General features: G+C 56.2%; 16 protein-coding genes. 11 read left to right on the forward strand and 5 right to left on the reverse strand.

Features of this window, described 5'->3' with window-relative positions:
- The 5 genes from ybgF to TH5_RS19900 form a co-directional block, all read left to right on the forward strand.
- A partial coding sequence (gene ybgF / locus TH5_RS19880; protein ID WP_114123329.1) for a tol-pal system protein YbgF occupies positions 1-601 on the forward strand: 601 nt, incomplete at its 5' end.
- 10 nt (positions 602-611) lie between these two features.
- Complete coding sequence (gene tilS / locus TH5_RS19885; protein WP_114123330.1) at positions 612-2,087, forward strand: tRNA lysidine(34) synthetase TilS; 1,476 nt, start codon at positions 612-614, stop codon at positions 2,085-2,087.
- Between the two features lie 86 nt (positions 2,088-2,173).
- Positions 2,174-4,117: an ATP-dependent zinc metalloprotease FtsH gene (gene ftsH, locus TH5_RS19890; RefSeq protein WP_114123331.1), complete on the forward strand. Its 1,944-nt coding sequence runs from the start codon at positions 2,174-2,176 to the stop codon at positions 4,115-4,117.
- A gap of 13 nt (positions 4,118-4,130) precedes the next feature.
- A complete protein-coding gene (gene folP / locus TH5_RS19895) occupies positions 4,131-5,246 on the forward strand; it encodes a dihydropteroate synthase (RefSeq protein ID WP_114123332.1) in 1,116 nt (371 codons plus the stop codon).
- A 262-nt stretch (positions 5,247-5,508) separates the two neighbouring features.
- The gene (locus TH5_RS19900; protein WP_114123333.1) at positions 5,509-6,303 is read left to right on the forward strand and encodes a response regulator transcription factor; all 795 of its coding nucleotides are present in this window, start codon (positions 5,509-5,511) and stop codon (positions 6,301-6,303) included.
- 4 nt (positions 6,304-6,307) lie between these two features.
- Here the strand turns inward: TH5_RS19900 and TH5_RS19905 are convergent, their stop codons facing one another.
- Both TH5_RS19905 and TH5_RS19910 read right to left on the reverse strand, forming a co-directional pair.
- Positions 6,308-8,284: a sensor histidine kinase gene (locus TH5_RS19905; protein ID WP_114123334.1), complete on the reverse strand. Its 1,977-nt coding sequence runs from the start codon at positions 8,282-8,284 to the stop codon at positions 6,308-6,310.
- A complete protein-coding gene (locus tag TH5_RS19910; RefSeq protein ID WP_114123335.1) occupies positions 8,281-10,305 on the reverse strand; it encodes a sensor histidine kinase in 2,025 nt (674 codons plus the stop codon). The genes TH5_RS19905 and TH5_RS19910 overlap by 4 nt, the downstream gene beginning before the upstream one ends.
- 264 nt (positions 10,306-10,569) lie before the next feature.
- Here TH5_RS19910 and glmM point away from each other — a divergent pair, with 264 nt between their 5' ends.
- The 4 genes from glmM to TH5_RS19930 are packed head-to-tail and all read left to right on the forward strand — an operon-like array spanning position 10,570 to position 13,698.
- Positions 10,570-11,919 (forward strand): phosphoglucosamine mutase, encoded by a 1,350-nt coding sequence (gene glmM, locus TH5_RS19915; protein WP_114123336.1) that lies wholly within the window; start codon positions 10,570-10,572, stop codon positions 11,917-11,919.
- A 50-nt stretch (positions 11,920-11,969) separates the two neighbouring features.
- Positions 11,970-12,770: a bifunctional hydroxymethylpyrimidine kinase/phosphomethylpyrimidine kinase gene (gene thiD / locus TH5_RS19920; RefSeq protein ID WP_114123337.1), complete on the forward strand. Its 801-nt coding sequence runs from the start codon at positions 11,970-11,972 to the stop codon at positions 12,768-12,770.
- 14 nt (positions 12,771-12,784) lie between these two features.
- Positions 12,785-13,345, forward strand: a complete 561-nt coding sequence (locus TH5_RS19925; protein WP_244204985.1) for a DinB family protein — start codon at positions 12,785-12,787, stop codon at positions 13,343-13,345.
- Positions 13,342-13,698 (forward strand): hypothetical protein, encoded by a 357-nt coding sequence (locus TH5_RS19930; protein ID WP_114123339.1) that lies wholly within the window; start codon positions 13,342-13,344, stop codon positions 13,696-13,698. Before TH5_RS19925 ends, TH5_RS19930 begins: the two co-directional genes overlap by 4 nt.
- 2 nt (positions 13,699-13,700) lie before the next feature.
- Here TH5_RS19930 and TH5_RS19935 read toward each other — a convergent pair whose 3' ends face one another.
- Positions 13,701-14,576: an AEC family transporter gene (locus tag TH5_RS19935; RefSeq protein WP_114123340.1), complete on the reverse strand. Its 876-nt coding sequence runs from the start codon at positions 14,574-14,576 to the stop codon at positions 13,701-13,703.
- Positions 14,577-14,791: 215 nt separating this feature from the next.
- On the opposite strand from TH5_RS19935, the gene TH5_RS19940 reads away from it, so the two are divergent.
- Positions 14,792-15,436: a D-glycero-alpha-D-manno-heptose-1,7-bisphosphate 7-phosphatase gene (locus TH5_RS19940; protein ID WP_114123341.1), complete on the forward strand. Its 645-nt coding sequence runs from the start codon at positions 14,792-14,794 to the stop codon at positions 15,434-15,436.
- A 5-nt stretch (positions 15,437-15,441) separates the two neighbouring features.
- Here TH5_RS19940 and TH5_RS19945 read toward each other — a convergent pair whose 3' ends face one another.
- Positions 15,442-17,505, reverse strand: coding sequence for a tetratricopeptide repeat protein (locus tag TH5_RS19945; protein WP_114123342.1), 2,064 nt, complete (start codon positions 17,503-17,505; stop codon positions 15,442-15,444).
- 499 nt (positions 17,506-18,004) lie between these two features.
- Between TH5_RS19945 and ilvD the strand changes: the two genes are divergently transcribed.
- Entirely contained in the window at positions 18,005-19,858 is a 1,854-nt protein-coding gene (gene ilvD / locus TH5_RS19950; RefSeq protein WP_114123343.1) for a dihydroxy-acid dehydratase, read from the forward strand.
- Positions 19,859-19,928: 70 nt separating this feature from the next.
- Here ilvD and TH5_RS19955 read toward each other — a convergent pair whose 3' ends face one another.
- Positions 19,929-20,594 carry a LysE family translocator gene (locus TH5_RS19955; RefSeq protein WP_114123363.1) on the reverse strand — a complete coding sequence of 222 codons (666 nt, stop codon included), beginning with the start codon at positions 20,592-20,594 and terminating at the stop codon, positions 19,929-19,931.
- Between the last annotated feature and the right edge of the window lie 121 nt (positions 20,595-20,715).

The following is a 20,715-nucleotide window of genomic DNA, read 5'->3' on the forward strand; positions in this document are numbered from 1 at the left end:
GGCCGGGGCGGCAGTGAACAATGCAACCGGTTCGACGGCACAGCCAAATACCGCAGGCACGGGGCAACGTGTTGATAATCGTGGCACCCAGTTGTTTGGCGTGATTGAAAACGAAGGCTCGCCGCCCTCTGTTCCGTCAGGTCCGGCAAATACATCTTCGGCGGCACCTGCCCGAACGGCAAGTGCGGCAGCCGGTGGCGCAGCACTTCCGGCCGGTACACCGGAAGAGCAGTATCGTTATGCTTTTGATCTTTTGCGCCGCCAGGATTTCGCCGCGGCTGAAACCGCACTTGCCGCGTTTGTCAAAAGCCATCCGGACAATGCATTGGCCGGTAATGCTCAATACTGGCTTGGCGAGACATTCTATGTTCGCGAACAGTATGATCAGGCGGCTGTTGCCTTTACCGAGGGCTTCCAGACATATCCCGATAGCAGCAAGGCAGCGGACAACCTGCTGAAACTTGGCATGTCGTTGGGCAATCTTGGCAAGAACGAGGATGCCTGCACGACTTTTGGCCATCTGATTGCGAATTTCCCGAACGCGTCGGCAGTGGTGCTTGACCGCGCCCGCCAGGAACGCAAAACACGCGGCTGTTCGTAAAAGCAGACTGATGACAGATCGATCAAACGATATGATCAAATCTGATCCGGCGTCCGATGGAACCCCATTGGACGCCGTTGTCTTTTCGCGACTTATGAACGCGTTTGCGCCGTTTGAAGACAGCCCCAAAATTGCCGTGGCTGTTTCCGGCGGTGCGGACAGCATGGCGCTGGCGTTGCTGGCGCATGAATGGTGCCAGTCAAACGGTGGCGAATTGATCGCCATTACGGTTGATCATGGTTTGCGTGCGGATGCGGCACAGGAGGCGATCTGGGTCGGGGAGCAGCTTCAAAAACACGGGATTGGTCATCGTATCCTGCGCTGGAACGGTGAAAAACCACAAAGCGGCATTCAGGAAGCGGCGCGCAAGGCCCGATATGAATTGCTTGATCGCGAATTGGGTGCGTTGGGTATCCTGCATCTGTTGGTCGCCCATCACCGGGATGATCAGCGTGAAACGCTTGTGATGCGGCAGAACCGTGAAAGCGGTGTCATTGGACGGGCAGGGATGAGCGCCCGTCGTTTTCTGCGCAATGCGCGCTTGTTGCGACCGTTATTGCCTGTTGCCAAGGCCAACCTGATCGCAACGGTGCGAGCATACCGGCAGGATTGGGTCGAAGACCCGTCAAACCGCAATACCGGCTTCGAAAGGGTTCGCATCCGGCATGGTTCGTTTTTGGCGGGTGATGCAGGGGGGGCAGATCAGGATCGCGGCACGGAAGAACGTCAGGCGGCTGAACATCTTATCGGTGATCTTCTGGCAGAGACGGTTCAGGTCGCGAATTGCGGTATTGCCCAGGTTGCATTTTTGAAATGGCGGGATGCCGGAACCGGTGACACCACGGCCTGCTATGGCCTTGGACATATTGTCCGGGTGATTGGCGGTGAAAATTACATGCCTGCTTTCGATGCGTTGGCGGCCGCCTTGTTACAATTGAGGGGGCAGGAAGACGCGCGCGTCAGTCTGGGCGGATGTGTGTTGCACCGCCGCGGCGATATTTTACTGGTTTATCGCGAAGTCGGGCGGATGGATATCGCGCCGGTTCGCATCAATCCGGCATTGGTGACGGGGCCAGCCGGTCAGCGCTGGGACAATCGTTTCGAGCTGTTTTTTGACGGCATCAGGCAGGTTGCAACCGCTGATTATGCTGATTTTGGCCGGTTTGTGATTGCGCCGCTGTCTGCTTGTGATGCGTTTCACACACGGGCATTTCGGGCCGCCATTGGCAAAATCTCGCCGTTTGTTGATCGTTTGCCGCGCGCCGCCCTTGCATCCATACCCGCCCTTTATGATAAAGAAGTCCTGCATTCCGTTGGCGGGCTTGAGGTTTCGGGCATTTCCGACGTATTATCCGCCGCCGGTTGCCGGACGGCCCCGATAGGGACAGAAAACGCAATCGGAATGCGATGGCGGTTTGCACCCCCGACACCTTTGTGGGAAAGTGGGTTTAAATCGTCGCCGAAACCCGACGTCCTACTTGCGTAAAGGTACCTTATCATTATCTGATGGTCAGGCCGTGCGCAGGGCGATTGCGCGTCATGGCGAACACAAATTGCGATCAGTAGCTTGGAATGAATATGGGAAAAAATCTCGCACTGTGGGTTATCATTGCCATCCTTTTGGTGGCTTTGTTTAACCTGTTTCAGTCGCCATCAGGACGGAGCGGCCAGTCAACGCTGGCGTTTTCGGACTTCCTGGCCGAAGTTGACAGCGGCCAGATTTCAGAAGTTACGATCCAGGGCAACACTCTTACAGCGCAAACCCGCGATAACCGGACCGTTAGTGTTTATACCCCTGATTATCCGAACCTCGTCGAAAAGCTGAACGACAAGGGCGTTCGTATTATCGCCCAGCCGGAAGAAAGCCTGTCGCCGCTTATGAGCGCGCTGATCAGCTGGTTCCCGATGCTGCTGATTATCGGTGTGTGGATTTTCTTCATGCGTCAGATGCAGGGCGGCGGCGGCAAGGCCATGGGCTTTGGCAAATCAAAGGCCAAGATGCTGACCGAGAAATCCGGTCGTGTGACCTTTGAAGACGTGGCCGGGATCGAGGAAGCCAAGGGCGAGCTTGAAGAAGTCGTCGACTTCCTGCGCGATCCGCAGAAATTCCAGCGCCTTGGCGGTAAAATCCCCAAAGGCATGCTTCTTGTCGGGCCTCCGGGTACTGGTAAGACGCTTCTGGCGCGTGCGATTGCCGGTGAAGCAAACGTGCCGTTCTTTACGATTTCGGGTTCCGACTTCGTTGAAATGTTTGTTGGTGTCGGTGCATCGCGTGTGCGTGACATGTTCGAACAGGGCAAAAAGAACGCGCCATGCATCATTTTCATCGATGAAATCGACGCCGTTGGCCGCCATCGTGGTGCCGGTCTTGGCGGCGGTAACGATGAACGCGAGCAGACCCTGAACCAGCTTCTGGTCGAGATGGATGGTTTCGAAGCCAACGAGGGTGTTATCCTTGTGGCGGCAACCAACCGTCCGGACGTTCTGGACCCGGCATTGCTGCGCCCCGGTCGTTTTGACCGTCAGGTTGTTGTGCCGAACCCGGATCTTGAAGGCCGTGAACGTATTCTTGGCGTTCATGCCCGCAAGGTTCCGTTGGGGCCGGATGTTGATCTGCGCACTGTTGCGCGTGGTACGCCGGGCTTCTCGGGCGCGGATCTGGCAAACCTTGTCAACGAGGCAGCGCTTCTTGCCGCCCGTCTTGGCAAGCGTGTTGTCACCATGGCCGATTTCGAGAATGCCAAGGACAAGGTGATGATGGGGGCGGAACGCCGTTCCATGATCATGACCGACGACGAGAAGAAGCTGACGGCCTATCACGAAGGTGGTCATGCGCTTGTCGCGCTGCATACCCCGGCATCCGATCCGATCCACAAGGCAACTATCATTCCGCGCGGTCGTGCGCTGGGTATGGTGATGCGCCTGCCGGAACGTGATCAGGTTTCCAAATCCTATGAACAGCTGATTTCCGACCTTGCGGTTGCCATGGGTGGTCGCGTTGCCGAGGAAATCATCTTTGGCAAGGACAAGGTAACGACGGGTGCGTCTTCCGACATCAATATGGTGACGCAGTATGCGCGCAAAATGGTGACCGAATGGGGCTTCTCGGACAAGCTTGGCAACGTCAAATATGTGGACAATCAGGAAGAAGTGTTCCTGGGGCACAGCGTTGCCCAGCACAAGAATGTTTCCGAGAAAACTGCACAACTCATTGACGAGGAAGTGCGTCGTTATTCCGACGAGGCATATGTCTTTGCCAAGCGGGTTCTGACCGAGCATCTTGACGATCTGCACGTTCTTGCCAAGGGGCTTCTCGAATACGAAACCCTGTCGGGCAAGGAAATCGATGCGCTTCTGCGTGGCGAGGAAATCAACCGTGCGGGCCATTCCAATGGCAGTGGCAAGGACACGGGCGGCGGTCGCCGTTCGACGGTTCCGACCACCGGTGGCGCACGCAAGGAAAACCCGGGTGAAGGTGGCGGGGATTTGTCCCCGGAGCCGCAGCCGGGCAGCTAACTGAAAGAGACTGATGGACAAGATCGAAGGATCGGTCCTGCGAAGCCCCGCCGATGTGCGGGGCTTTGCTGATTTTGACGGACCGTTATATTACGCACCTACCGGTTTCATCGACCATGCCGATGATCCCAATACGTTACCGCTTGCCGGATCGCGCCGCGGGTTTTCCGCGCTTGAAATCATTCGCCGTCGCGACGGCGGCGGGGCCGAAAGCATGATCCTGCCGTTGCTGGCCCTTGAAGGCTGGGTCCAGAATTCCGGGCGGGTTGATGAAATCAATGACGTCCTGAACCGTCTGACCACGAAGCGTTCCGATTTTGCCGGGCTTGATATGGCGTCCTGCCATGTAATGGGCATTGTTAATGTCACGCCGGACAGCTTTTCCGATGGGGGCGATTACAATACCACTGATCAGGCGATTGCACGTGCCCGCGCGCTGGCCGCGCAAGGGGCGTCCATCCTTGATATCGGGGGGGAATCGACCCGTCCGGGGGCGGAAACCGTTTCCGAAGTGGACGAGATCGCGCGCGTTGTTCCGGTGATCCGTGCCCTGGTCGAAGACGGTCATTGCGTTTCCATCGACACCCGCCATGCGGGCGTGATGGAGGCCGCGATTGAGGCCGGTGCGGCCATCATCAATGACGTTACCGGGCTTGAGGGGGATGAGCGGTCAATGGAAGTTGCCGCCGCATCCGGCAAGCCGGTGATCCTGATGCATATGCAGGGCGAACCGGGCACCATGCAGGAAAATCCGCAATATGATTGTGCGGTTCTGGATGTGTATGACTATCTGCTGGACCGCATCGAAAGTTGTGAACGGGCGGGGATTGCGCGCGACCGCATCTGTGTCGATCCGGGCATTGGTTTTGGCAAGTCATTGTCGCACAATCTGGAACTGTTATCGCGTCTGGCGATTTTCCATGGCCTGGGCTGCCCGATCCTGTTGGGGACATCGCGCAAATCCTTTATCGGCAAGATTGATCCGGCAGCAACCCCAAAAGAACGTCTTGGCGGGTCGATTGCATCGGCGATCAATGGCTGGCGGCACGGGGTTCAGATGATCCGGGTGCATGATGTCCACGAGACGGTTCAGTCGATTTCCGTCACGACGGCCACGTCCCTGGTATAGGCTTCTTCGACCGTCAATCTATGGATGTATAGATTGACGGTTGTTACCGACGATTTATAAAAGGCCTGCAGTTTTGTGTACTTTCGGGTGCCCGGGCTGCGGGCCTTTTTACTGGTGTGGGGAATCTGGCAATTTCTGACAGATAGTGCTTGGGGCTTGCGGATTTTCCCCAATCGCCACATACCATTATAGATAAAATTAAATGCGACCAGGAAGGTCGCGCGAATGGTTGGTTCTGAGCAAACATTGAAAGCGAAGTTGAATGAATGGATACAGCGCGCACCTGCGCGTTGAGCAGTCCGGAACGGCTGCAGGTCAGGAAACAATGGCGACTTGTGTTTTCGTGGTTGAGGACAATACCGATCTTAATCGGGATTTGTGTGAGTACCTCGAGATGTGCGGCTTTGATGTTGTCGGTTGCGAGACCGGTGCAGCGTTTTACCGTGCGCTGACAACCAAATCACCGGCGGCGGTCATTCTTGATATCATGCTGCCGGATGCCGATGGCTATGAGTTGGCCAAATATGCGCGCGCCAATCTTGATTGCGGGATCATGATGCTGACATCCCTTGCGGGGATGGATCATCATCTTACGGGCTATAAATCCGGTGCGGATGTGTATCTAACCAAGGACAGCCCGCTTTCGGTGATCGAGGCGGCCCTGCGTCCGCTGCTGCGCCGGGTCGGCCGGAGCGAGAACGAGGCGGAAGCCGAACTTGAGTCGCTGGCCCGTGAAGATCGCTGGACGCTTGATATGCTGAACTGGACGCTCAGCAATTCCGAGGGCAATTCTTCGAGCCTGACGGCGACCGAGCGCACGATTGTGCGGTTGCTGGTAGAAGCCAATGGTGCGTGGTTGACGCGTCCGGAAATTGTCATGGCACTGGGCAAGGCCGATACGGCTGAAAACTGCCGCAATCTTGATACGGCAATACGGCGTGTCCGCCAGAAGGTGCTTCGCGAAGTTGGCGAGGAATTGCCGATCCGGACCGCTTATGGCCGCGGATATGCATTTACATCCTCTGCCGCTATTGTGGGTGTGCCCGAAAGCGCCTGAGACCCTAATCGTTGAATGATCCGGTGATCTCGTCACAGGGCAGTAACAGACAGAGTTCGACACCGTCTGTTCCCTTGTCGCGCATTTTAATCGATCCGCCATGCGCATCGACAATGCGTTGCGAAATATGCAGGCCGAGTGCGCTTTGCAGGGATGCTGCCTCAACCTCGCGGCGGAACAGGGCATCGCTGATGCGGCGGATTTCGTCGCTGTTCAAATCCTGCCCGTGATAGGGGATATCGATTTCCACAAGCCAGTCACTGTTGGGGTGTGCTGTCACATGAATGGGTGTGCCTTGGGCATATCGGCGTGCGGTTTCGATCAGGTTGGTGATGGCAAGGCCGACAAGCGTGATATCGACATAGGTTTCCAGATGTTCGGTTCCGATGCATTCAAGCGTGATTTCGGCATCGGCGCGTGATGTGTTCGATACGAAGTCGGCCAGCAGGCGATTGACCGGTACCAGTTCGCGGGCCAGGGCAAAGTCACCGTCATCGATGCCATCCTTGTTGAGGAAAATATCCACCAGACGGGATAGTTTTCGCGCCTGATCCTGAATGCGCTGCAGGCGGTCAGTCACATCGCTTCGTGCTTCGCGCAGGCGCAGCGAAAGCATTTCGGACGATCTTTGAATGACGGCAAGCGGTGTGCGGAATTCATGGGAAAGCATGGAAATCAGTTTGCGCTGTTCACCGACAAGCGAGGTTGTTGCTGCGGCGATTTTGACCATGTCCATGCGTTCCTTTTCGATTCGGGACAGGCGAAAGCCCATGATCACGCTCATGGCGCACATATGGAAAAGCAATGTGAACTGATGCAGTCCGAGCCGCAGCGGCGTGGCTTCGATCAGGCCTGCATGGGTCAGTTGCAGCAAGACGGCAGCCCCGGTCGGAAGGGCAAGCACAACGAAATAAAGCCATAACAGCCATTCGGTCGGCGCGCGTATGATCCGGTAGGCAAGAACAATGCAAAATGTGGTCAGCAGTGCGGCATGCAGCGGCACAATGTAGGAACCATAAAGCGCATAAAAATTATTGGTTGCGGTCAGTATGCAGGCAATTGAAAGCACGCAATAAATTTTGATGAGCCTTGCCACGACATTGTTCTGGCTGTTCAGATCGAGAATATAGAACCACAGGAAAATGGCGGCCGCAGCGGCCAGGGTATTGGTTCCACCAACGATCAGATCATTGGCATAGGGCCATTCGGGTTGAATGATCGACAGTGCAAGGCCGCTTGCCGATGATGCGAGGATCCCGATCGACAGGCCACAGAAACCATATGCCGCGATGGCCCGGTCACGTGCCAGTGTTCCCAGAATGATGTAAACCACCCCCAGCATCAGAATAACGCCGAAATAGATGCTCAGTCCGGCATCGCGCAAGGTCAGGCTGGAAACCAGTTGATCAGTTGGCCACAGCTTGGCCATAAGGAACTGGGTGCTGTTTGATTTGGTTCGGATGGCAAGCACATAATCACCTGCTTCCAATGGGGGAAAGCGGTCGACCTGTTCACTGCCTTTCATCGGCCGCTGGCTTGCCGGGATATGATCCCCCATCTGGCTTTGCCACACGTGCCGCGATGTGCCTTGTCGGACCAGATAAACATCAATGAAGTTCATATAGCTTGGGCGAATTTCAAGATGCAGCGGTTCGTTCAATCCTTCGGGGACCGAAAGCGCCAACCAATACCAGACGGTGTCACCGGTATAACCGAAACTTGGAATGCCGGGGCTGGGGACAAAGTTTTCGGCGGGCATCTGCAGGATGTCTTCAAGTGTCAGATCATTTGTCCTGTCTTCAAGTGACAGAACATGATTATGCAGATTAACCGGGCTGGAAATGCCGGGCAGAAGTGTCAGTTTGCCAAAATCCGAAGCCCTGGCCGATGACATGATCGCTATGCCGAACAGTAATGTCATGACCGCCAGCACGACGTGTTGCCAAACAGAATATCCAGACAGGGTTTTGCGGTGGTTCATGACGGATTTCCCTCGCGGGAAACCGGCATGGCCGGCGGATCAAGATTATCGGTTCCTGCGGCTTCGATATTGTTGTTGGTCAGTTCGCGGTCATAAGGCAAACGGATCAGAATGGTCGTGCCGCCGGTTTCGCCGACGCTGATCGTCATCCGGCCACGATGGGCATTGATGATCCGGTTGGTGATGTGCAGGCCCAACCCGACGCCATGGGTGCTGCCTGATGCATTGCCGCGATAGAATGCTTCCGAGGCCAGTGCCAGATCATCCTGGGATATTCCCGGCCCGTTGTCGGTCACGCGGATATAGACATTGCCATCGCTTCGATGGGTGAAACCGATACGGACACTGGCATTCGGGGCATATTTCCGGGCGTTTTCAATCAGATTGCTAAGTGCCCGTTCGATCAGGGTGCGGTCGATCTGGATGACGGTGAAATCGGTTTCGCCCAGATCGACATCATGATCCGGGTTTTCGCGTTGGCGCCGTTTGACCAGATCCTTCAGGAACGGGGCCAGAATGGTTGGTTTGGGCGAAATACTGAAATTGGTGCTGTCCAGAGTTTCCTTAGTCAGGAACACATTAACCAGTTCCGACAGTTGCGAGGCATTGCTGCGAATGGTCGCGATACGGTTCGTGACAGCTTCGGGGGCGTTCTGAACATGCAGCGCAACCATTTCCGCCGCGCGCTGGATAATCGCAAGCGGTGTCCGGAATTCGTGGGACAGCATTGTAATGAATTCACGTTGCTCGTCAGCGAGCTGGTTGGCGCGCGTATTGCTGCGATAGGCCGAAACGCGCTGATTGGCGAGGTCATGCGTTCGTCCGGCCATCGCGATCCCCAGCAACAGCAAGTGTGCAAGAGACGCCACCTGATAACAGTTGCTGGTAAAGACGTTGGCCTGGACAATGCCCATCAGCATCAAAAGATGCACGATTGCCGCAACCGCAGGCAAACCAAGAGCCACAAAATACACGCGCAGCATTCGGGCATCTGATCTGGTCCAGCCGAAATAGAACAGATATCCAAGGAGGATCAGCAGGACACCGATATGCGGCAGGAACATGCCGCGGGCAAAATAGATATAGATGTCACTGACCGATGTAAGGGCACATAGACCGGCAAACGCGGCATAAATCGCCAGGGCCCGGAACACATTGCGTTTGAACCGGTCCAGTCCAATGATGTAGGCCCACATCATAACACTGGTCGCAATCGAAAATGCCGTACCCGATCCGGTGATCGCGTCACTTGCCCGTTGCCATGTTCCCGCCAGAAGAAGATGGGCATATCCTGAAATGCCCGCCGTCGCGGTGAACAGGGCAAGAATGTAAAGACCGTACCAGATAATTGCCCGGTCGCGGATCAGCAAACCGAGCGTGAAATAGACCATAAAGCCAATCAAAAGAATGCCGAGATAAAGGCCGTACAGGAACGTATCCTGCACGTTTTCGGCAATCAGAACCGTATCGGATTTGATATGTGCATTCAAAAGCTGGGCGCTGTTGCTGGAAACGCCAATCACCAGCCAGTAACTGCCCGCAGACAGGTTTGGCCATGTGCTCAGATGCTGTCGCCCGCGAGCTTCTGATGCATTCGGGGTGATATGGTCCCCGACGATGTTGTTCCAGACCGGCAATCGGGTCTGGCGATCAAGAATGGTCAGCGTGATCCGGTTCAGATAGGGCGGTGAAATTTCCAGATAGCGTTTGAATTGTAGGGGTTCCGCACCGGCCTGCGTGACATGGATCTGCATGCGGTACCAGACGGTATCAAGCGTATAACCCGCCCCTGCAGACCCGATAACCGGGGTGAAATCGTCTGTCGGAAGGCCTGCGACCTCGGATGCTGTACGGGCGGCCGGCCGGTTTGCTTTCAGCCTGTCAATCAACGGGGTAAGGTCGATATTATCCTCGTCTTCGGAATAGGACCCGATGACCAGTTCATGATTGCCAGGATGGGCAAGGGCAGGGCGGATCATGGAAATCATCAAGACGATGACCTGTAATATGATCACAGCCATACAGCCGTTGCGGTAACCGATTTTCCGCAAAATGCCCCCGATTTCGGAATATTCAAACGCTTCGTATCCTAGATACCGGGTTTTAAAAGCAAGGTCATGGCTTTTATAAGCGAAGTATGAAGGATGCGATTAACGGATCGGTTGCTTATGTTTCCTATAATGGGTCACTTGCCGGTAGCATTGCGCGGACACTTTGATATAACCGGCAGTCAGGAAAAATAACCCGCGCATCAATGTGTCGGGATGGAAGCAGAGAAGACGAGCATGAGCCGTAAATATTTCGGGACCGACGGTATCCGCGGAACCGCCAACACCGCCCCCATGACAGCCGAAGTCGCGCTTAAGGTCGGGATGGCCGCAGGCCATTATTTCACGCGAGGCAATCATCGTCATCGTGTGGTGATTGGCAAGGATACCCGTCTGTCGGGCTATATGCTTGAACCGGCTTTGGTGGCCGGTTTTACATCCATGGGGATGGATGTGATGCTGGTCGGGCCGATGCCGACCCCGGCGGTCGCCATGCTGACCAAATCGATGCGTGCCGATATCGGCGTGATGATTTCGGCGTCCCACAATCCGTTTCAGGATAACGGCATCAAGCTTTTTGGCCCGGATGGTTTCAAACTGTCTGACGAGGTCGAACTTGAAATTGAAGCCATGATGGATAGCGATATGTCGGCGTTGCTGGTAGCCGCAGACAAGCTTGGCCGTGCGCAGCGCATTGATGATGCGCCGGGACGCTATATCGAGGCGGTCAAATCATCGCTGCCGTCTTCGGTGACGCTTGAAGGGCTCAAGATCGTTCTGGATTGTGCCAATGGCGCGGCTTATTCCGTCGCCCCCAAGGTCCTGCGCGAACTGGGTGCGGATGTCATTGAAATCGGGACCAAGCCGAACGGCCTTAACATCAATGCCGAATGTGGTTCCACGCATACTCAAACCATGTGCGACCGTGTATTGGCCGAAAAGGCCGATGTCGGGATTGCCTTGGATGGTGACGCCGACCGCGTTCAGATGTGCGATGAAAAAGGCCAGCTGATCGATGGCGATCAGTTGATGGGCCTTGTGACCACCCATTGGAAACGCACCGGGCAGTTGCGCGGGAACGCGTTGGTCGCGACCGTGATGTCGAACCTTGGACTTGAACGTTACCTTGAAAGCAATGGTCTGCGCCTGATCCGTACCAAGGTCGGGGATCGTTACGTTGTGGAACAGATGCGTGCCCTTGATTGCAATGTCGGCGGGGAGCAGTCCGGCCATATCGTGCTGTCGGATTTTGCGTCGACCGGTGATGGCTTGCTGGCATCCCTTCAGGTTCTGGCGGTTCTGTCAGATCGTGATGGCCCGGTTTCGGAAATGAGCCGCGTGTTCGAACCGTTGCCGCAGATCCTTAAAAACGTGCGGTATGCGGTGGGTTCCGATCCGCTGTCGCACAGCAGCGTGGTTGATGCGATTTCCAGTGCCGAGCGTGCCTTTAACGGAGATGGTCGCGTCCTGATCCGCAAATCGGGGACCGAACCGCTGATCCGTGTGATGGCCGAAGGCGATGACGCGATCAAGGTCGAACAGATCGTTGATGGCATTGTTGCCGAAATCATGGCTGTTGCGGGTTAAGGCAGCAGACCTATCTTGAAGCGAATATCAGAAGTGCTTGGAGGTCGATCATGAAAGGTCGCGTGTTGATCATTGCCGGTTCTGACTGTTCCGGCGGGGCCGGAATTCAGGCCGACATCAAATCCGTGACCGTTCTGGGCGGATATGCCGCAACCGCGATCACGGCGCTGACGGTGCAAAATACCACCGGTGTTTTTGATGTTCTGGGCATTGATCCGAAACTGATCGTCCATCAGGCCGAAGTCACGATTGATGATATCGGTGCCGATGCGATCAAGACCGGTATGCTGCATAGTGTTCCGGTGATCGAAGCGGTGGCCTCGTTCATCCGCGCCAAAGCCAGCGATATTCCGATTGTTGTTGATCCGGTGATGGTATCGCAAAGCGGTTCGCGTCTTTTGAACGAAGATGCGGTTGATGCCTTGATCAAAAACATGGTGCCGCTGGCGACCGTCCTGACGCCGAATATTCCGGAAGCCGAAGTGCTTTCGGGGATAAAGATTTTGACCGAGGGCGACATGATCGAAGCTGCCCGCAAGATCGGCGAACTCGGGGCCAAGGCCGTGCTGGTCAAGGGCGGCCATGCCGATGGGGATCGCATTGTCGACATCCTTTGGCGCCATGATGGCGATATCGAAGGGTTCGAGGCGGATCGCATTCCATCGGAAAACAATCATGGTACGGGATGCTCGCTTGCCAGTGCGATTGCGACTGGGCTTTCGCAGGGCATGGGGCTGAGCGATTCTGTGGCACGTGCGCGGGCCTTTGTGCGCGAAGCGATCCGTACCGCCCCTGATTTTGGCAAGGGCAATGGTCCGCTTAATCATGCCCACCCCGTTACCGGCGAGTAAGGGGACGGGGTTTCATGCAGGGAGTATCTGCCATGCCGGGAACCTCCTTTTTCCATCAGGCACGTAACAATGCGTGGTCCAATCATCGATTGTTGACGGTCTGTTCCAGACTGTCAGATGCCGAACTGAACGCCGAACGCACATCGTTCTTTCCGACGATCCTTTGGACGCTTAATCACATCCTGATTGTCGACTGGTTTTACATCGATGCCCTTGTGGCAGGTGGGCGCGGGCGAGACTGTTTTGTCGAGGAAAACCCGTTTTCCGATATCGCGGCACTTTCCGATGCCCAGCGAGAGAGTGATCGCACATTGCTGAAATTCTGTGAAAATCTGTCTGATGCCGATGCCGCCCGTTTGGTGGCGCTAGATCGCGGTAACGGACAGATTGCGCATGAAACGACCGGTGCGGTTTTATCGCATCTTTTCGTGCATCAGACCCATCACCGCGGGCAGGTGCATGCCATGCTGAGCGGTACATCGCAAAAGCCGCCGCAACTTGACGAATATCATCTTGATTGTGATGCCGAATTTCGCGGCACCGATTTTCACGACCTTGGCTGGGACGGCGTATGACATTCAGACTGACGGATCGAACCAAACGGCGTCTTTTTCTGATCGCGGTGACGGCACTGGTTGTTGCCACGATTGCCGATGGATCACGCCGTTTCGTGGCCGACCTGATCTGGACGGATGATGCTGCCCCTTGGGAAAAGGTGACGGCGGTTTATTATCCCGACACGCAGAAACAAACCGATATCCGTATTTCGGATGCAAGGTTTGATGACGTTGCCGAATGCCGAGCGCATATAGGCGAACTTTCATCGGAAAATGGCGACCCGGACCTTAAAAAGGGACGATATGAATGTGCCATCGGGTTTTACCGCGATGGCACGGGCGAGGGCAGCTATCGCCTGATCGTCCGGTAGGTCTAGAGCACGTACCACAGCAGGCCGGGCAGGGCGATGGCGGCAAGGAAGCTGGAGCTGATGACCACACCGGCGACTTCTTCGGGTTCGCGGTTGTAAAGCTGGGCAAACAGATAGCAGAACACCGCAACCGGCATCGAACATTGCAGGATGACGACCCCGCGTTCGATCCCGGTAAGGCCCATGGCTTCGGAAAGGCCGACGCCAACCGCAAAGCCCATCACAAGGCGCAGCATGCTAAGTGCGGTACTGCGTGCGAGGCTGACCGGGCGGAGGCGGGCCAGCGACACACCCAATGTAAACAGCATTAACGGAATGGTCAGCTGCCCGATCAGGTTGGTCGTGTTGTAAAGCCATGCCGGGACTTCGGTATTGGTCGCAAGGAAGCCGGTTGCAATCAGGGTTGCCGGGATGATCGGCATCTTGATGATCGATTTGAGCGAGAAACTGCCCGAAACGAACGCCACCCCGATGGTCAGCTGCAAAACCACATAAACCGCGAAAAATGCAACTGACAGGGCCAGACCATCCTGCCCATAGGCAAGCATGCAAAGCGGCAGGCCGACATTGCCGACATTCGGCCAGGTCAGCGATTGCAGATAGGTCCGTGGGGCCAGCTTGAAAATTTTGAGGATCGGCCAGCCGATCAGAACGAAAATGATGTTCGCGGCAAGGGCGGCAGTACCCATCGATACCAGCGCATCCGCACCAAGATCAACCGTGGCGAGGGCGGCAAAGGTCAGGCAGGGGGTGGCAAAATAGGTGACGATGGATGTCACCAGTCCCGTATCGAAATGTCTGCCGGACCGTGCCCAGATATAACCAAGACCCGTGGTTATGAAAACCGGTGCAAGAATGGCAAAGATATCGGCAAACATGAAATTCAGTATCCCCAGATGGCTTGGCCCGATGGCCCCCGGGTGAAATTGTCATGACCGATAGTCGCGGGGCAAGCGAATAATGGTAATACCAGTTGCTTTTCCGCATCGCGACAAGTCGGTGCAAATCTGGTTCGTGAAAACTTGTCATTCCGGATGCGGATGGTGCATGTTAGCCCGACATTGGCCCGGAAGCACAAGACACAGGGTTAGGCATGAGCCTCAGAAAATACGATTTCGTTCACCGCCATTTCATTGACCCCGCACCGCGCTGGCGCGATCAGCGTAATCCTGTGCCTGCGGTCTTTCTGGATCGTGATGGGGTGGTTAATGAAGAGGTGCATTACCTGTCAAAGATTGAGGATCTTGCCCTGATCCCCGGAACCGCCAGCGCGATCAAGCAGCTTAACGATGCCGGTATTCCGGTTGTGATCGTGACCAACCAGTCGGCGGTGGCGCGTGGCTATCTGTCCGAAGAGGGTCTTCGTGATCTTCATGAGGCGATGATTGCGATGCTGGCGCGCGCGGGGGCATCGGTGCAGGGGATTTACTATTCGCCCTATCACCCGGATGGGATTGAGGGATATCGCCGCGATAGCACATGCCGCAAACCGGGCCCCGACATGATCCTTGCGGCGGCCGAGGATTTTGCGATTTCGCTGGGGGACAGTGTCCTGATTGGTGATCGCATCAATGATATCCGAGCCGGTCGCACGGCGGGCACCCATGCGGTGATCGTGCGGACCGGGCACGGCGCAAAGGAAACAGGCTGGCCCGAGGCGGCAGAGGCCGACTTTATTGCCGATGATTTGCAGGCGGCGGTATCGAAATTATTCGCGCGCGGTGTGCTGGCGCGTTAGGCGCATCATAACGCGCACCAGGTTTTCCACATATCCCGGGAGGCTTCTTCAAGCTCGCGGGCGGCGGCTGGGCCGCTCATGGCCTTGCTGTTTTTCATACGGTCGCGCATGCCTGCCCGAATAGTGGTAAGGGCGTTGATATCCTGCGTCAGAAGGAGGGCCTTTTCGACGTAACCCTTTTGCGTTTCCGCCGCCAGTGCATCGAGCCCGATATCGGATAGAAGGCAAAGCCCCGCGCGTGATGCCGGTGTTTCCCCGGCCATCGTGACAAACGGAATACCGTGCCACAGCATATCGAAATAGCGCGCGATATCGATCATCGGGAAGGGTGCCAGCCCGATATCGATCCGGGCGTAAAGATCGGGTTTGTCTTCGGGACTGACCGCGCCAATCAGATTGACGCGATCCGAGTGCAGTCCGGCCTGACGCAGCCGATCCAGCATCGTCTTTTTGGCAAAAGCGTCGCCTAGAACATCATCCTGAATGACAAGGCGACTGTTTTTGACCTTGTTTAAAACGCGTGCAAAGCAGTTCAGGCTGGCGTCGCTGATGTTTGATAATTGGTCAAAGCAGCCAAAGGTCACGACCTCGTCAATTGCCGCCGGAAGGAGGCTTAGCGGTGCGGCATCATCAGCACCGGCATAGGCAAACGGCCCCGATCCCAGATGTTGTACATTTTCGCAAAACAGTTTGTTTTCGGCCGGTCTTGACGGGATCGCACGGTGATGGACAAGGATGTAGTCCATCTGGCTGATGCCTGTGGTCATTGGGGCGGTGCTGGCCTGAACCGGGGCGGCGCGATGGGCGAATACCGTGATCGGCTGATCCGGTACCGGGCCGGTCAGGTCAAACAGGATATCGACCCGGTCCTTGCGGATGCGCTCTGTGATCTGAAGCGGGCTTTGGCCATATATTTCGCGCCAGCCATCGGCCATGACCTGCCATGAACGGGTGGTCTGATCCGGGCGCGGGGTGGCCGAATACAGAAACAGTTCGACCTCGTTGCGGTTAAGGTGTCGGGCGACACTTGATAGCAGGGCAAAGCAGGCATGTTCGCAAAAATGCGGTGACAGCCAGCCGATACGCAGCCGCTTATCGACCTGCTTGCTGTTGATGAATTTCGGTTCGGCCATTGCGGGCATATGGCTGCGCGCCCACTGACGGGCCTGTTTAAGATATTCGACCCCGCCGATATCGGGCAGTCTGGCAACGGCGGCAAGAAGGGCGGTATGGGCATTGGCATTTGCGGGGTGTTTTTCCACAAGCACAGTCAGTTCTGCAATCGCGCTTGCGATATCGCCGCACCGCAATTCGATATCGGCAATTTCAAGATCGATTTCGATCCTGCCCTTGGCAAGGCGCTTGGCGGTTTTAAGGATCGCGATCGCCTTGGCATAATCGCCCTGTGCCGATAGTGCGCGGCCCAAACCGTGCAGGGCAGGGACATGACGCGGATCGATGCTAAGCGCGCGTTGATAGAGGTTTTGCGCCATGCCGGGATACCCAAGGCGCAGCGACACATCGCCGACACGACAAATCATATCGGGGGTGATGCCGGCGGCCTCGGCGGCGCGGTCAAGCGATGTCAGGGCGGCCTCTTCCTGCCCCAATGCGTGCAATGCCTCGCCAAATAACAAAAGGCCTTCGTAATGATCGGGTTTAAGGCCCAGCAACCGCCCCAGAAGATCGACTGTCTGCCCGACATGGCCGCGAGGCATTTCAAGGCGTGCGAGGTGATAAAGGGCGGTGGGGAAATCGCCGTGATAGCTGATGGCCTGACGGAATTCGTCAATGGCCTTTTCGATCAGCCCGGCGCGTTCCAGCGCAATCGCGAAATTGCACCGGACGGCGGGATTGGCACCAAGCCGCGGCAGGCAGCTATCAAACAGTTCAAGTGCTTCGCGGTGGCGATCAAGACCGGTCAGAAGAGTCGCCAGAAGATGTTCGACTTCGGGGTTGCCGGGCGAAAGCGATAGCGCACGACGGTAAATTTTCTCGGCCTCGTCAGGACGGTTGCCTTCATGCGCGCTTAGTCCACGCCTGAGCAGGGTCTTGAGATCGGCCGACATCGATATGCTTTACCTCGTAAGATGGACAGTCCTGATCGCTGTCATATGGGGCAGCATGCAGAAAAAGGAACGTTCTGTCATTGCTTTAAAGCATTTCATCGTTTCAGGAAAAAGAATGATGGCGCCGTAAAAAGCATAAAAAAAACCCCGAGCCTGCAAGCAGGCCGGGGTGAGAATGGGAGTGGGAGAATCGCCTGGCGGCGATAATCACCTATTAAGATATGGATTGTGGTCGAGGCCGTCGCCTATCTAATGGGATAGCATTTTGGGTCTTTCGGGTAGGTTGGCTAGGGGAAGGTGGTGGAATTCCCGAAACTTAACCCGGTGATTGAAAGTGCTGCCTTGGAAAGGGAGGCTATCTTTCAGGTAGCATTCGTTCCATATGGCGCAAAAACACGAAATTTTCGGGCAAAAAACTGTCATTGGGCGCGAAGACTGTGCTAGAAGCCCTAAATATGTGACAATGATAAATACCCCGCGAAGATAGAGAGGTTCGACCATGCCGGAATATCGGTCCCGTACAACCACCCATGGCCGCAATATGGCCGGTGCGCGCGGCCTTTGGCGCGCCACGGGCATGAAGGATGAAGACTTTGACAAGCCGATCATTGCGGTCGTCAACAGCTTTACCCAGTTCGTGCCTGGTCACGTTCACCTGAAAGACCTTGGTCAGATGGTGGCACGCGAAATCGAAGCCGCCGGTGGTGTCGCCAAAGAATTCAATACCATTGCCGTTGATGACGGTATCGCGATGGGCCATGACGGCATGCTTTACAGCCTGCCGTCACGTGAAATCATTGCGGATTCCGTTGAATATATGGTCAACGCCCATTGCGCGGATGCGATGGTCTGCATTTCCAACTGTGACAAGATCACGCCGGGCATGCTGATGGCCGCCATGCGCCTTAACGTTCCGGCGGTGTTCGTTTCCGGTGGCCCGATGGAGGCCGGGAAGGTCACCATCAATGGTCAGGAACGTCATCTTGACCTTGTTGATGCGATGGTCGAAGCCGCCGATCCGAAAATTTCGGACGAACAGGTTGCGGTTGTCGAACGGTCGGCATGCCCGACCTGCGGTTCGTGTTCCGGGATGTTTACCGCCAACTCGATGAACTGCTTGGCGGAGGCGCTTGGCGTTGCGCTTCCGGGTAATGGTTCGGTGCTGGCGACGCATGCCGCGCGTCAGGAACTGTTCCTTGAGGCAGCGCGCACGTCGGTCAAGCTGGCGCGCCGTTATTACGAGGAAGAAGACGTTACCGCGACCCCGCGTGGCATCGCGACGTTCAAGGCCTTTGAAAACGCCATGGCGCTTGATATCGCGATGGGCGGTTCGACCAATACGGTTCTTCATCTGCTAGCGATTGCGCGCGAGGCCGAGGTCAACTTTACCATGGCTGACATGGATCGTCTGTCGCGCCAGATCCCACATCTGTCGAAGGTTGCGCCCTCGCATCCGCTATATCACATGGAAGACGTCCATCGTGCCGGCGGCATCATGCGTATTCTGGGCGAGCTGGAACGCGGTGGGTTGCTGCATACCGATGTGCCGACGGTTCATAGCAAAACCATGGCCGATGCCCTTGAAAAATGGGACATCCGGCGCACCAAGAACGAAGCGGTGCATAAATTCTTCCGCGCCATGCCGGGGGGCATCCCGACCCAGACTGCGTTCAGTCAGGAACGGTATTGGGATGATCTTGACCTTGACGAAAAAGAAGGCTGTATCCGCGATATCGAACATGCCTACAGCAAGGATGGCGGTCTGGCGGTTCTGTTTGGCAATATGGCGGTCAATGGCTGTATCGTTAAAACCGCCGGTGTCGATGCCAGCATCCTGAAATTCACTGGTCCGGCCGTGATCTGCGAAAGCCAGGACGAGGCGGTTGCCAAGGTTCTGGGGGGTGAGGTCGAGGAAGGCGATGTTGTCGTCATCCGGTATGAAGGCCCCAAAGGTGGTCCGGGCATGCAGGAAATGCTGTATCCGACCAGCTATCTGAAATCGATGGGGCTGGGCAAGGCCTGTGCGCTTGTCACCGATGGGCGTTTTTCGGGCGGGACGTCGGGTCTTTCGATTGGTCACGTATCGCCGGAAGCCGCAGCAGGTGGGGATATCGCATTGATCGAGCCGGGCGATATCATCGAAATCGATATTCCGAACCGTTCGATCAAGATTGCGGTCGATGATGCGGTTCTGGCGGCACGTCGTCAGGAGATGGAAGCCAAGGGCAAGGATGCTTGGAAACCGGCCAAGCCGCGCAAGCGCAAGGTGACAACGGCCCTTCGTGCCTATGCGGCACTCGCAACCAGTGCCGATCGGGGTGCGGTTCGCGATGTGACGCAGGTCGAATTTTAAGTCGTTCAAACCATAACATCAAAAAAGCCGCCCGGTTCGCCGGGCGGCTTTTGTTTTGGCGCGAGGATGATCAGGGTTTGCGAAGAGCGCCGAACCCATGCGCAAGGCTGTGGCCAAGGTTGGGCAGGGCATTGGCAATCGCCTGCACGGCAAAACCGATAAACAGAATTCCGGTGGCGCGCACGATCCAGATTTCATGGCGCTGATAGGCCCGGCGTAAAATCCCAAGCCCGACAACCCAGATCAGGATCAGGTCGGCAATCAGAAACCCGACGGCAGAGGCCAGCAAAAGCCCGGTCATGCTGTCCCAGCCAAGCGATGCGGCATCCTGTGCCAGAAGGGCTGTGAACATCGCGACCGCGACCGGATATCCCTTGGGATTGGTGATCCCGAAGATAAAGCCGCGTCGCCACGGACGGCGCACGGTGATATTAACCGCGCCGTCGACCTTGCGCTTTGCGGTGACAGCCCGGATACCAAGCCAGAACAGGTAGACCCCGCAAATCATCGCCAGAATATCAAACACCATCGGATCAAGGACGCGTGACCCGATGATCGCAACCAGTGCCAGACTGGCCCACATGATATCCCCGGCAAAATGCCCGAACAGGAAGCCGGCACTTGCCCGGCGGCCCTGCGCGGCGCCAATGCCCAGCATCGCCAAAAAAGCCGGGCCGGGTGTCAGAGTATAGATGGCGGCCGCGACCATCGCCCCGATCAGCATCGATATTTCCATGGTCATTTCATCCCGAATGTATTTTTCAGCAAGGCTAGCATAGCTCAGGACAACAAACCCCGCCAAAATGATTGGCGGGGTCTGCGTGGGGCAGGGTGACTAGTCCTGCCGGGAGGTTACG

The sequence above is a fragment of the Thalassospira xianhensis MCCC 1A02616 genome (genome assembly GCF_003326475.1).
GTDB lineage: Bacteria > Pseudomonadota > Alphaproteobacteria > Rhodospirillales > Thalassospiraceae > Thalassospira > Thalassospira xianhensis.